Genomic DNA, 12,204 nt, shown 5'->3' on the forward strand with positions numbered 1-12,204 from the left:
CGCTGTTCTCCGCACCCGCCCTCAGGCGTACTCATCATCCTGAACTGACTAGTACGTGCAAAATATTTGGGATGGCCCGGTATCGGAACACCGGGCGCCCCCGGCTCGTTGTCACGACGTGAGCACGACACCACCAGTCCTCGCCGCCGAGCTGGCAGTCGCATGGGCCGACATTCAACGGCACCACCCCGAGCTGCCCGATCTGGCCGCCCCCGAGTCCCTGATCGGAGAGTCCTCGTCCGCGTGCGGCACAGAGCTCTCCTTCGAGCGCCTGCTGCACGAGGCCGTCCACGGAGTCGCCGCCGCGCGCGGCGTCCGGGACACCTCGCGGGCGGGCCGCTACCACAACCGTCGGTTCCTGGCCATCGCCGATGAGCTCGGCCTGGACCACTCGGAAGAGCCGCACCCCAGCAGCGGCTTCTCCCTGGTCCAGATGCGCCCCGACACCAAGAAGCGCTACCGGGCCACGATCGACCGGCTGCAGCGCGCCCTCAGAGCGCACACCGCGGCGACCACCGCCGACACCGCGCGCAGCTTCCGCGGGCCCGCCGCCCGGCACGGGTCCTCGGGTGGCGGCGTTCGGGTGAAGGCGGTCTGCGACTGCGGGCGCAATGTCCGGGTCGTGCCGTCCGTGCTCGCACAGGCGCCGATCGTCTGCGGGGCGTGCGGGACACCCTTCCGGATCCCGGAGGCCGCGGCGGTCGCCTGAGGCGGCCGCCCGCGGCGGCGGGTGCGCGGAGCACCGCCGGGGACGTTCCCGGCGTGCGGCGGCGTGCCTGCCGTATGGCACAATGGTCAGCTGAGCACTCGGCAGCCGTGCAGGACCCCTCTCTCCTTCGGCTGACGCGTCCGTCGGGCATCCGGCTCCACAACCCCACGTGGCGGTCAGGTGTGCCCAACCCACGTCAACACCAGGAGAACCCACTCCCGTGGCAGTCAAGATCAAGCTGAAGCGTCTGGGCAAGATCCGTTCGCCTCACTACCGCATCGTCGTCGCCGACTCCCGGACCCGCCGTGACGGCCGGGCCATCGAGGAGATCGGCCTGTACCACCCGGTCCAGAACCCGTCGCGCATCGAGGTCGACGCGGAGCGCGTGGCGTACTGGCTGGGTGTCGGCGCGCAGCCGACCGAGCCCGTGCTCGCGATCCTCAAGAAGACCGGCGACTGGCAGAAGTACAAGGGCGAGCCGGCTCCGGCCCCGCTCCTGGTCGCCGAGCCCAAGGCCGACCACCGTGCCCTCTTCGAGGCCGCGGCCAAGGACGCCGGGGACGAGCCCAAGGGTGAGGCCATCACCCAGAAGGCCAAGAAGTCCGACAAGAAGGACGAGGCCGCCGACGCGGCCGAGTCGACCGAGGCCTGATCGTGCTCGAGGAGGCCCTCGAACACCTGGTCAAGGGCATCGTCGACAATCCCGACGACGTGCAGGTCGCCGAGCGCACCCTGCGTCGCGGGAAGGTCCTGGAGGTCCGGGTGCATCCCGATGACCTCGGCAAGGTGATCGGCCGCAACGGCCGTACCGCCCGTGCCCTGCGCACCGTCGTGGGCGCGATCGGCGGACGTGGTGTCCGCGTCGACCTCGTCGACGTCGACCAGGTTCGCTGAGTAACGAAGCACCGGCTCGGGCCGGGGGAGGCGTCACCGCCGCCCCCGGCCCGAGCCGTATCCGACACGCAACGCACAGGAGCGCGAACAAGTGCAGCTGGTAGTGGGACGCATCGGCCGCGCCCATGGCATCAAGGGCGAGGTCTCGGTGGAGGTGCGCACCGACGAGCCGGAGTTGCGGCTCGCGCCCGGCGCCGTGCTGGCCACGGACCCGGCCTCGGCCGGACCGCTCACGATCGAGACCGGCCGTGTGCACAGCGGCCGGTTGATGCTGCGCTTCGCGGGCGTCAAGGACCGTACGGGCGCCGAGGCGCTGCGCAACATCCTGCTGATCGCCGAGGTCGACCCGGAAGAGCGTCCGGAGGACCCCGAGGAGTTCTACGACCACCAGCTGATCGACCTCGACGTGGTCACCGTCGACGGGACCGAGGTCGGCCGCATCACCGAGATCTCCCACCTGCCTTACCACGACTTGCTCGTCGTGGAGCGGCCGGACGGCAGCGAGGTCATGGTGCCCTTCGTCGGCGAGATCGTCCCCGAGATCGACCTGGATCAGCAGCGGGCCGTCATCGACCCGCCCCCGGGCCTGCTCGACGAGGCCGAGGCCGAGACCGCCGGCAGCCGCGAAGAAGGCGACGGCGAGGGCGGGGCGGAGCCGGCGTAATGCGCATCGACGTCGTCACGATCTTCCCGGAGTACCTGGAACCGCTGAACGTCTCCCTGGTCGGCAAGGCCAGGACGCGCGGTCAGTTGGACGTACGCGTCCACGACCTGCGCGAGCACACCCACGACCGGCACAACACGGTCGACGACACCCCCTACGGCGGCGGCCCGGGCATGGTCATGAAGCCCGAGCCCTGGGGCGAGGCGCTGGACGCCGTCCTGGCGTCGGGCGAGGGCGCGCCCGTGATCGTGGTACCGACCCCCAGCGGCCGCCCCTTCAGCCAGGAACTCGCGGTCGAGCTGTCCGAGAAGCCCTGGCTGGTCTTCACCCCCGCCCGTTACGAGGGCATCGACCGGCGCGTCATCGACGAGTACGGCGACCGGCTCGACGTGCGCGAGGTGTCCATCGGCGACTACGTACTGGCCGGCGGCGAGGCCCCGGTGCTGGTCATGGTCGAGGCGATCGCCCGGCTGCTGCCGGGCGTGCTGGGCAACGCGGAGTCCCATCGCGACGACTCCTTCGCCCCCGGCGCCATGGCCGACCTGCTGGAAGGCCCCGTCTACACCAAGCCGCCGGTCTGGCGGGACCGCGGTGTGCCGGACCTGCTGCTCAGCGGTCACCACGGCAAGGTCGCCCGCTGGCGCCGCGACGAGGCCTTCCGGCGCACCGCCGCGCACCGCCCCGATCTGATCGAGCGCTGCGACCCCGCCGCGCTGGACAAGCACGACCGCGCGATCCTCGCGGCCCTCGGCTGGGCGCCGCGCGAGGACGGCCGATTTTGGCGAGCCCCCGAAGCCGTGGAAGAATAGGCGGCTGCCGCTCCGCGTCCGCCGCGCGCCCCTGCCACAGGGGGACACGACGCCCGTCCGACGCGGTGGCACTCGATCACCATCACTATGTCCGCCGATGACCTGTGGCATGGGCGAAGAAAGCAGACAGACATGTCCCACCTGCTCGACACCGTCGACGTCGCGTCGCTGCGCAGCGACATCCCGGCCTTCCGTCCGGGCGACACCGTCAACGTCCACGTCCGCGTGATCGAGGGCAACCGCTCCCGTATCCAGCAGTTCAAGGGCGTTGTCATCCGCCGCCAGGGTTCCGGCGTCCGTGAGACCTTCACGGTCCGCAAGGTCTCCTTCAGCGTCGGCGTCGAGCGTACCTTCCCGGTGCACAGCCCGATCTTCGAGAAGATCGAGCTCGTGACCCGCGGTGACGTCCGTCGCGCGAAGCTGTACTACCTCCGTGAGCTGCGCGGCAAGGCCGCGAAGATCAAGGAGAAGCGCGACAGGTGAGTCCGTCCGGGCATATGCGGGGCCGTATAGGCTCTGCGCTCGATGGACACTGAGGTACCTCTTCCGGAGCGCGACCGCACAGATCCGGCCCCAAGGCAGGATGAGCGGTCGCGCTTCGGCGTACGTACACAGCGGTATGCGCTTCTCGTCGTGGCGTTCGCCGCCTTGATCGCCGCGGTCAACACTTTCGTGGCACAGCCCTTCGAGATTCCCAGCGGGTCGATGGAGAACACCCTGCGATCCGGGGACCGGGTGCTGGTCGACAAACTGGCGTACCGTTTCGGCGGCGCCCCGGCCCGGGGAGACGTCGTGGTGTTCGACGGCGAGGGATCCTTCGTGCAGGAGTCCGGCAGGACCGACTACATCAAGCGGGTGATCGGTGTCGGCGGGGACCGGGTGACCTGCTGCGACCGGCAGGGCCGGATCACCGTCAACGGCCGCCCTCTGGACGAGACCTATCTTTATCCCGGCGACACACCGTCACGGGTAGCGTTCGACATCGAGGTTCCTGAGGGGAGGCTGTGGGTGATGGGCGACCACCGTGCCGACAGCCGGGATTCCCGCGACCACCTCGGTGACCCCGGAGGGGGCACGGTCCCGGTGGACAAGGTGATCGGCAGGGCCGAGGCCACCTTCTGGCCGCTGGGCCGGCGCCGGTCGCTGGACGGCGCCCGTGGGTAGCCGGGGGCGGCCGGGCGAGGACCGGCCCGTCCGCGCGGCGTACCTGGGCGACGAGGCGGAGACCGCGGGCCCGCGCAGGAGCGGCGGCCGTGCCGAGCGCCGCAGGCTGGCCCGGAAGGTCAAGCGCAAACGCCGGCGCTCCGCAGCCAGGGAGATACCGCTGCTGATCGGCGTCGCCCTGCTGATCGCACTGGTCCTGAAGACCTTCCTGCTCCAGGCGTTCGTCATCCCGTCCGGCTCCATGGAGCAGACGATCCGCATCGGCGACCGCGTGGTCGTCGACAAGTTCACCCCCTGGTTCGGCGCCAAGCCGCACCGCGGTGACGTTGTCGTTTTCAAGGACCCCGGCAACTGGCTGGAGGGCGAGCAGGCCTCCAGCGGCCAGGACCCCGTGGGGGTCAAGCAGGTCAAGGAGTTCTTCACCTTCATCGGCCTGCTGCCGTCCGCGGACGAGCAGGACCTGATCAAGCGGGTCGTCGCGGTCGGCGGCGACACGGTGAAGTGCTGCGACAAGGACGGCCGGGTCACCGTCAATGGCACCCCGCTCGACGAGCCGTACATCTATCCGGGCAATCCGCCCTCTGACATTAAATTCACGGTCAAGGTTCCACCGGGCCGGCTGTTCGTCATGGGCGACCACCGCTCCAACTCCGCGGACTCCCGGTTCCACCTGAAGGACCCCGGTGACGGCACCGTGCCCGAGAGCCTGGTCGTCGGGCGTGCCTTCGCCGTGGCCTGGCCCCTCGGCCACTGGTCCGGGCTGAAGGAGCCGACCACTTTCTCCACCGTCGCCGCACCGGCTCTCTCTGGCGCGTCTGCCGCCACTGTGAGCAATAGGGTGGCAACATCCAACAATCGGCAAGGAATGATTGCGCTCCCGCCTCCTGCGGAACTCCCGCTCGTTATGGGAGTCGTGGGCCTGCGCCGCATCTGGCGACGCGGGCGGCAGCGTGGAGTGAGGAGTGGACGTGGGGGACCTGGTGGTCGGCGCAAGGTCCGGACGCGAAGAGCCGGAGGACCGGGGGTCCTCGGCCGGCGCGACCGGCGAGGACGGGGTGAAGCCCGGCGACGGCGTGCGCGCGGACTCCGGTTCGGGCATCTCCTCCGACGAGGCGGATGACGCGACCGACGGCGGTGGCAGCACGCCGCAGAAGCAGCGCTCGTTCTGGAAGGAACTGCCGCTGCTCATCGTGATCGCCCTGGTGCTCGCGCTGCTGATCAAGACGTTTCTGGTGCAGGCCTTCTCCATCCCGTCCGCGTCGATGGAGAACACACTGCAGGAGGGCGACCGGGTCCTCGTCGACAAACTGACGCCCTGGTTCGGCTCGGAGCCCGAGCGCGGCGAGGTCGTGGTCTTCCACGACCCGGGCGGCTGGCTCGGCGAGACCGCGCCGGTCGACACCAACCCGGTCACCTCGGCGATCCAGAAGGTCCTCAGCTTCGTCGGGCTCATGCCGTCCGCCGAGGAGAAGGACCTGATCAAGCGGGTCATCGCGGTCGGCGGTGACACCGTGGAGTGCCAGGGCACCGGCCCGGTCAAGGTGAACGGCAAGGCGCTGAACGAGCCGTACATCTACCCGGGGAACACCCCTTGCGGCGACCGTCCCTTCGGTCCGATCAGGGTCCCCAAGGACCGGATCTGGGTGATGGGCGACCACCGTCAGGACTCCCTGGACTCGCGGTACCACCAGGATCTGCCGGGCAACGGCACCGTCTCCAACGACGAGGTCGTCGGCCGCGCGTTCGTCGTGGCCTGGCCGATCGGGCGCTGGTCGACCCTGCCGATCCCCAGCACCTTCGACCAGCCGGGCATCAGCGCGGCCGCCGCCGCGGGGCTGCCCGCCGCGGCGGGTGTCGCGGGCGCGGTGCCGCTGGTGCTGCTCCGGCGGCGCCGACTGGTCAACCAGGCGAAGTGACGGGGCTGCCCCGGATCCGTACCGCCGGGTAGGGTGCCGTCGCATGAGCACAGGCACACGCACGGGCACGCGTACGACGACGGGCGGCACGCGCGGGACGGGCGGTAAGGGCGGCGGACGGGCCGGAGGAATACTCTCCGGCCTGGCCGTCGCCCTCGGTTCCGTCCTCTTCCTCGGCGGCTTCGTCTGGGGTGCGATCCTCTACCAGCCCTACACCGTTCCGACCGGGTCGATGACCCCGACCGTGGACGCCGGCGACCGGATCCTCGCCCAGCGCATCGACGGTTCCGAGGTCCGCCGCGGCGACATCGTGGTCTTCAACGACCCGCTGTGGGGGGACGTCCCCATGGTCAAGCGGGTCGTGGCGGTCGGCGGCGACAAGGTCGCCTGCTGCGACAAGCAGGGGCGGCTGACCGTCAACGGCAAGCCGATCGACGAGCCGTACCTGCTCGACCCCAAGGCACCGGCCTCGCCGACCGGCTTCTCGGCCACCGTGCCGAAGGACAATCTCTTCATGATGGGCGACAACCGCGCCACGTCGGAGGACTCCCGCGTCCGGCTCACCGACTCCGACGACGGCTCCGTGCCGCGCAGCGCGGTGAACGCCCGCGCCGACGCCATCGCCTGGCCCAGCGGCCGCATGGGCATGCTGCAGCGGCCCGCGGCCTTCGCCGGCCTGTCGGGGGACGGACCGTCGGCCCCCGGACCGCTGAAGGCGGTCGTGGCGGCCGTGGTGGGCGGTGCCGTGCTCATCTTCTGCGGGGCCGCGTACGGGCCGCTCGCCCGGGTGGCCGGCCGCCGGCGGACGGCGCGCTGACCATGGCGCGGCGGCGCGCGGCGCGGGTGATCCTGCTCGATCCCTTGGACCGGATCCTGCTGCTGCACGGCTACGAGCCGGACGACCCGTCGGTGACCTGGTGGTTCACCCCGGGAGGCGGGGTCGAGGAGGGCGAGAGCCTGGAGGACGCGGCACGGCGCGAGCTCGCCGAGGAGACCGGCCTCACGGGCGTGAAGCTCGGGCCGGTGCTCTGGGAGCGTTCGTGCGCGTTCGACTTCGACGGGCGGCGCTGGGAGCAGGACGAGTGGTATTTCCTGGCCCGGACCGACGACACCCGATTCCATACGGCCGGATTGACGGAATTGGAGCGGCGCAGCGTCACGGGCCTGCGATGGTGGACCTGTGAAGAACTTCTCGGCACGCGTGAGACGGTGTACCCGACCAGACTCGCCGGACTGCTGGGCGCGCTGCTGGACGAAGGACCCCCTCTGTCCCCGATCCACCTGGGGACAGAGCGTGACTGACGCACAATGGGGGGACGTACGGCTGAAGGGGAACATGCCATGAGTGCCGAGGACCTCGAGAAGTACGAGACCGAGATGGAGCTCAAGCTCTACCGGGAGTACCGGGATGTCGTCGGCCTGTTCAAGTACGTGATCGAGACCGAGCGTCGCTTCTACCTCACCAACGACTACGAGATGCAGGTGCACTCGGTGCAGGGTGAGGTCTTCTTCGAAGTGTCGATGGCCGATGCGTGGGTCTGGGACATGTACCGTCCGGCGCGTTTCGTGAAGCAGGTGCGGGTGCTCACGTTCAAGGACGTGAACATCGAGGAGCTCAACAAGGCCGACCTCGACCTTCCCTCGGACGACTCCGGCTTCAACGGCTGAGCCGCGCGGGCCCGGCGCGGTCAGCCCCCGCGGGGAGTTATCCACAGGGCTTCGGCAAGATCATCTTTCGGGCACCACCTCCGTCACAGTGAGTGACGGAGGTGGTGTGACATGAACGCCCGAGGGGCATTCGGACGGTACGGCGAGGAACTGGCGGCACGCTCCCTGGCGGCGGCCGGGATGACCGTGCTGGAGCGCAACTGGCGCTGCCGGCACCGTGAGCGTCACGGCGAGATCGACATCGTGGCTGCCGACGGCGACGCCGTGGTCGTGTGCGAGGTCAAATCGCGGGCGGAGGGCGGCCCCGAGCATCCCATGGCCGCGGTCACCGCACGCAAGGCCGAACGGCTGCGGCGGCTCGCCGAGTGCTGGCTGGCCGACCACGGCGGCCCACCGCCGCAGGGCGGGGTCCGCATCGACGTGGTCGGCGTGACCCTGCCCGAGCGGGGCGCCGCCCGGGTCGAGCACGTACGGGGGGCCGCCTGATGGGATTCGCCCGTACGTGTTCGGTGGCGCTGCTCGGCGTGGAGGGCGTCGTCGTCGAGGTCCAGGCCGACCTGGAACCCGGCGTCGCGGCGTTCACGCTGGTGGGACTGCCCGACAAGAGCCTGAGCGAGAGCCGCGACCGGGTCCGCGCCGCGCTCGTCAACAGCGGCGAGACCTGGCCGCAGAAGAAGCTCACCGTCGGCCTGAGCCCCGCGTCCGTCCCCAAGGGCGGCAGCGGCTTCGACCTGGCCGTCGCGTGCGCCGTGCTCGCCGCCAATGAACGGGTCGCCCCGAAGGACATCGCCGATCTGATGATGATCGGCGAGCTGGGCCTCGACGGCCGCGTCCGGCCCGTGCGCGGGGTGCTCCCGGCCGTCCTGGCCGCCGCGGAAGCCGGGTACCGGCACGTGGTGGTCCCCGAGCGGACGGTGGCGGAGGCCTCGCTCGTGCCGGGCGTCTCCGTGCTCGGGGTGCGCAGCCTGCGGCAGCTGATCGCACTGCTCAACGACGAACTGGCACCCGAGGAGCCCGAGGACCCGGGTGAGGGGCGCCCCGACCCGATGCTGGCCGGCCTCGCGCTGCCCGGAGCGGGACACGGCACGGGCCTGTCCGACACCGGGACGCCCGACCTCGCCGACGTCGCCGGGCAGGGCACGGCCCGCACGGCCCTGGAGGTTGCGGCGGCGGGCGGCCACCACCTGTATCTCAAGGGACCGCCGGGCGCCGGCAAGACCATGCTCGCGGAACGGCTGCCCGGCCTTTTGCCGCCCCTGACGCGGCAGGAGTCGGTCGAGGTCTCGGCCGTCCACTCGGTCGCCGGCATCCTGCCTCCGGGAAAGCCCCTGGTCGACGAGCCGCCCTACTGCGCCCCGCACCACTCGGCAACGATGCAGTCCCTCGTCGGCGGCGGCAACGCCCTGCCGCGCCCCGGTGCCGTCTCGCTGTCCCACAAAGGCGTGCTCTTTCTTGACGAGGCACCCGAGTTCAGCGGTCAGGCGCTCGACGCGCTGCGTCAGCCGCTGGAGTCCGGCCACGTCGTCATCGCCCGTGCCGCCAGCGTCGTACGCCTTCCGGCGCGCTTCTTGCTGGTCCTGGCCGCGAATCCCTGCCCTTGCGGGCGGTACGGCTCGCCCGGCGGCATGTGCGACTGCACGCCCAGCATGGTCCGCCGGTACCAGGGGCGGTTGTCCGGGCCGCTGCTGGACCGGGTCGACCTGCGCGTGGACGTCGAGGCGGTCAGCCGCTGCGAGCTGATGGGCAACACCGGCGGAGCCGAGAGCACGCAGACGGTGGCGGCAAGGGTGCGCGAGGCACGGGAACGGGCCGCGGCGCGGTACGCGGGCACCCCCTGGCGGATCAACAGCGAGGTCCCCGGTCACGAACTGCGGACCCGCTGGGCTGTCGCCCCGGGCGCGCTGCGCGCCGCCGAGCGGGACATGGAACGCGGGCTGCTCACCGCCCGCGGCCTCGACCGTGTGCTGCGGGTCGCCTGGACCGTCGCCGACCTGGCCGGCCGGGACCGGCCCGACGGCGTCGACATGGAACGCGCCCTGGAACTGCGCACCGGGGTCCGCCGCAGCCTCGTGGCAGCGGCGGCCACGGCGACTGCGACGGGAGGCCGTTGATGGCCGCCACGCTCTTCGACACCGACGACACGCTCGGCGAACCCCTCCCTGGGGACGAACCGCCCCCGACCGACGAGGAACGCCTCGCCCGGGCCGCACTCACACGCGTCGCGGACCCCGGCGGCGAGATCGCCGGGCGGTGGCTGCGCGAGTTCGGCCCCGTGGAGACGCTCAGGGCCCTCACGGCGGGCGACGCGCTGCCCGGGGCGAGCGAGCGGCGGCGGGCGGGCTACGCCCTGCGGGCGGCCCGTGTCGACCCGGTGCGGGACCTGGCCGCGGTGCGGGCGATGGGCGGGCGCTTCGTGTGCCCGGGGGACACGGACTGGCCGAGTCAACTGGACGACCTCGGGGACGAGCGGCCGTTCGGGCTGTGGACGCGGGGGCGGCCCTCGCTGCGGATGTGGGCACTGCGCTCGGTCGCCGTCGTCGGTGCCCGCGCGTGCACGTCCTACGGCTCCCACATGGCGTCCACCCTCGGTGCGGACCTCGCCGAGGCGGGCTGGGTCGTGGTATCCGGCGCGGCGTACGGGATCGACGGTGCGGCGCACCGGGGGGCGCTGTCCGCCGGTGGCGCGACCGTGGGGGTCGTCGCGAGCGGGGTGGACGTGCCCTATCCGCCAGGTCATGCCGAGTTGATCGGACGCATCGCCGAACAAGGGCTGCTCGTCAGTGAATTGCCGCCCGCATCGCATCCGACACGGTCGCGGTTCGTGCTCCGCAATCGCGTGATCGCCGCGCTGACGCGAGGCACGGTCGTGGTCGAGGCCCAGTACCGCAGCGGCTCGCTGATCACCGCCCGCCGCTCCCGTGAGCTGGGACGTTTCGTCATGGGCGTGCCCGGACCCTGCACGTCGGCGCTGTCGCAGGGGGTGCACGAACTGCTGCGCGCGGACGGCGTGCTGGTGACCGGCGCGGCCGATGTGGCCGATCTCGTCGGCCGGATCGGGCAGGACCTCGCGCCCGAGCGCCGTGGGCCCCTGCTGCCGCACGACCTGCTGCCGGCGGAGACCGCGCGGGTCCTGGAGGCGCTGCCGGGCGGCCGGGCCGGCGCCGAGTGCACCGCGATCGCGGCGGCCGCCGCGAGCACCCCCGACGAGACGCTCGGCCGGCTCCTTGAGCTGCACGTTCTCGGCTTTGTGGAACGTGACGGCGCGCGCTGGAAGTTGGCGGAAAACCATCTGAAGGAGGGGTTCGCGCCGACACGCTCTGCCGGTGAACACACCATCAGGTGACACGACGGTTCTTGACCTGGGACCTCCGGGATGGCGAGGTTATGGGGACGCCGCATCGTCGCGTTCTGCGACCTCGCCGTCACGCTACGCTCAAGGAGGTCCGAGTCCCGTCCGCCCCGCAGGTCACAGCAGAACGGCTCAAATCCACGCATGCACCCGCACACCCCCGGGTCAGACCGCGCGACGGCGGCGACCACCGTCACCGGTTCCCCCCGGCCTCCCGGCCCCACCACGCTCGACGCGCTGTGGCGGACCTACAAGTCCACGGGGGACACACGCCTGCGTGAGCAGTTGATCCTGCACTACTCGCCCCTGGTGAAGTACGTGGCCGGGCGCGTCAGCGTGGGTCTGCCGGCGAACGTCGAGCAGGCGGACTTCGTCTCCTCCGGGGTCTTCGGGCTCATCGACGCCATCGAGAAGTTCGATCCCGAGCGCGCGATCAAGTTCGAGACCTACGCGATCACCCGCATCCGCGGCGCCATGATCGACGAACTGCGCGCCCTGGACTGGATCCCCCGCTCGGTGCGCCAGAAGGCCCGCGCCGTCGAGCGCGCCTACGCCACGCTGGAGGCGTCGCTGCGGCGTACCCCCAGCGAGCCCGAGGTCGCCGCGGAGATGGGCATCGCGGTGGAGGAACTGCACGCGGTGTTCAGCCAGCTCTCGCTCGCCAATGTGGTCGCCCTGGAGGACCTGCTGCACGGCGGTGTCGAGGGCGGCGACCGGCTGAGCCTCGTCGACACGCTGGAGGACACCGGCGCCGACAACCCCGTCGAGGTCGCCGAGGACCGTGAGCTGCGCCGGCTGCTGGCCCGGGCGATCAACACCCTGCCCGATCGCGAGAAGACCGTGGTCACCCTCTACTACTACGAGGGGCTCACACTCGCCGAGATCGGACAGGTGCTCGGGGTGACCGAGAGCAGGGTCAGCCAGATCCACACCAAGTCCGTGCTCCAATTGCGCGCGAAACTGGCCGACGTCGGCCGATGACGCGCGTTGCCGACGGGAGGGCCCGGCCGCCGCGCGGCTTCCGTACAGTG

General features: G+C 71.2%; 16 protein-coding genes. All 16 read left to right on the forward strand.

The genetic code is table 11. The annotated features are described in order from the left end of the window. Positions 1–118: 118 nt before the first annotated feature. The 16 genes from ACFYXS_RS09340 (at position 119) to whiG (ending at position 12,154) form a co-directional block, all read left to right on the forward strand. Entirely contained in the window at positions 119–709 is a 591-nt protein-coding gene (locus ACFYXS_RS09340; RefSeq protein ID WP_389245569.1) for a hypothetical protein, read from the forward strand. A gap of 220 nt (positions 710–929) precedes the next feature. Next, positions 930–1,361: a 30S ribosomal protein S16 gene (gene rpsP / locus ACFYXS_RS09345; protein WP_389245571.1), complete on the forward strand. Its 432-nt coding sequence runs from the start codon at positions 930–932 to the stop codon at positions 1,359–1,361. A gap of 2 nt (positions 1,362–1,363) precedes the next feature. Continuing rightward, a complete protein-coding gene (locus tag ACFYXS_RS09350) occupies positions 1,364–1,603 on the forward strand; it encodes an RNA-binding protein (protein WP_319659722.1) in 240 nt (79 codons plus the stop codon). A 91-nt stretch (positions 1,604–1,694) separates the two neighbouring features. Next, positions 1,695–2,267: a ribosome maturation factor RimM gene (rimM, locus tag ACFYXS_RS09355; protein WP_389245573.1), complete on the forward strand. Its 573-nt coding sequence runs from the start codon at positions 1,695–1,697 to the stop codon at positions 2,265–2,267. Continuing rightward, complete coding sequence (trmD, locus tag ACFYXS_RS09360; RefSeq protein ID WP_389245575.1) at positions 2,267–3,076, forward strand: tRNA (guanosine(37)-N1)-methyltransferase TrmD; 810 nt, start codon at positions 2,267–2,269, stop codon at positions 3,074–3,076. Before rimM ends, trmD begins: the two co-directional genes overlap by 1 nt. Positions 3,077–3,208: 132 nt before the next feature. Further along, the gene (gene rplS, locus ACFYXS_RS09365) at positions 3,209–3,559 is read left to right on the forward strand and encodes a 50S ribosomal protein L19 (RefSeq protein WP_389245577.1); all 351 of its coding nucleotides are present in this window, start codon (positions 3,209–3,211) and stop codon (positions 3,557–3,559) included. Positions 3,560–3,601: 42 nt separating this feature from the next. After that, positions 3,602–4,240: a signal peptidase I gene (gene lepB, locus ACFYXS_RS09370; protein ID WP_389245580.1), complete on the forward strand. Its 639-nt coding sequence runs from the start codon at positions 3,602–3,604 to the stop codon at positions 4,238–4,240. Next, a complete protein-coding gene (gene lepB, locus ACFYXS_RS09375) occupies positions 4,233–5,360 on the forward strand; it encodes a signal peptidase I (protein WP_389245582.1) in 1,128 nt (375 codons plus the stop codon). The genes lepB (ACFYXS_RS09370) and lepB (ACFYXS_RS09375) overlap by 8 nt, the downstream gene beginning before the upstream one ends. Further along, a complete protein-coding gene (gene lepB, locus ACFYXS_RS09380; protein WP_389245842.1) occupies positions 5,338–6,156 on the forward strand; it encodes a signal peptidase I in 819 nt (272 codons plus the stop codon). Before lepB (ACFYXS_RS09375) ends, lepB (ACFYXS_RS09380) begins: the two co-directional genes overlap by 23 nt. A 43-nt stretch (positions 6,157–6,199) precedes the next feature. After that, positions 6,200–6,973, forward strand: coding sequence for a signal peptidase I (lepB, locus tag ACFYXS_RS09385; RefSeq protein WP_389245584.1), 774 nt, complete (start codon positions 6,200–6,202; stop codon positions 6,971–6,973). Positions 6,974–6,975: 2 nt separating this feature from the next. After that, positions 6,976–7,458 carry an NUDIX hydrolase gene (locus ACFYXS_RS09390; protein WP_389245586.1) on the forward strand — a complete coding sequence of 161 codons (483 nt, stop codon included), beginning with the start codon at positions 6,976–6,978 and terminating at the stop codon, positions 7,456–7,458. Positions 7,459–7,497: 39 nt separating this feature from the next. Beyond that, a complete protein-coding gene (locus ACFYXS_RS09395; protein ID WP_018562949.1) occupies positions 7,498–7,824 on the forward strand; it encodes a DUF2469 domain-containing protein in 327 nt (108 codons plus the stop codon). A 111-nt stretch (positions 7,825–7,935) separates the two neighbouring features. Continuing rightward, positions 7,936–8,310, forward strand: a complete 375-nt coding sequence (locus ACFYXS_RS09400) for a YraN family protein (protein WP_389245588.1) — start codon at positions 7,936–7,938, stop codon at positions 8,308–8,310. Next, on the forward strand, positions 8,310–9,935 hold the full coding sequence (locus ACFYXS_RS09405; RefSeq protein ID WP_389245590.1) for a YifB family Mg chelatase-like AAA ATPase: 1,626 nt from the start codon (positions 8,310–8,312) through the stop codon (positions 9,933–9,935). Before ACFYXS_RS09400 ends, ACFYXS_RS09405 begins: the two co-directional genes overlap by 1 nt. Next, positions 9,935–11,167 carry a DNA-processing protein DprA gene (dprA, locus tag ACFYXS_RS09410; protein WP_389245592.1) on the forward strand — a complete coding sequence of 411 codons (1,233 nt, stop codon included), beginning with the start codon at positions 9,935–9,937 and terminating at the stop codon, positions 11,165–11,167. Before ACFYXS_RS09405 ends, dprA begins: the two co-directional genes overlap by 1 nt. Positions 11,168–11,317: 150 nt before the next feature. Then, the gene (gene whiG, locus ACFYXS_RS09415; protein WP_389245594.1) at positions 11,318–12,154 is read left to right on the forward strand and encodes an RNA polymerase sigma factor WhiG; all 837 of its coding nucleotides are present in this window, start codon (positions 11,318–11,320) and stop codon (positions 12,152–12,154) included. Positions 12,155–12,204: the final 50 nt, after the last annotated feature.

Origin of the sequence: Streptomyces sp. NPDC002574, assembly GCF_042889545.1 — a bacterium.
Taxonomy (GTDB): Bacteria; Actinomycetota; Actinomycetes; order Streptomycetales; family Streptomycetaceae; genus Actinacidiphila.

Coding starts and splice junctions, on each gene's coding strand:
- trmD (WP_389245575.1), top strand. CDS start 2,267: ATGCGCATCGACGTCGTCACGATCTTCCCGGAGTACCTGGAACCGCTG.
- rplS (WP_389245577.1), top strand. CDS start 3,209: ATGTCCCACCTGCTCGACACCGTCGACGTCGCGTCGCTGCGCAGCGAC.
- lepB (WP_389245580.1), top strand. CDS start 3,602: ATGGACACTGAGGTACCTCTTCCGGAGCGCGACCGCACAGATCCGGCC.
- lepB (WP_389245584.1), top strand. CDS start 6,200: ATGAGCACAGGCACACGCACGGGCACGCGTACGACGACGGGCGGCACG.
- ACFYXS_RS09390 (WP_389245586.1), top strand. CDS start 6,976: ATGGCGCGGCGGCGCGCGGCGCGGGTGATCCTGCTCGATCCCTTGGAC.
- ACFYXS_RS09395 (WP_018562949.1), top strand. CDS start 7,498: ATGAGTGCCGAGGACCTCGAGAAGTACGAGACCGAGATGGAGCTCAAG.
- ACFYXS_RS09400 (WP_389245588.1), top strand. CDS start 7,936: ATGAACGCCCGAGGGGCATTCGGACGGTACGGCGAGGAACTGGCGGCA.
- ACFYXS_RS09405 (WP_389245590.1), top strand. CDS start 8,310: ATGGGATTCGCCCGTACGTGTTCGGTGGCGCTGCTCGGCGTGGAGGGC.
- dprA (WP_389245592.1), top strand. CDS start 9,935: ATGGCCGCCACGCTCTTCGACACCGACGACACGCTCGGCGAACCCCTC.
- whiG (WP_389245594.1), top strand. CDS start 11,318: ATGCACCCGCACACCCCCGGGTCAGACCGCGCGACGGCGGCGACCACC.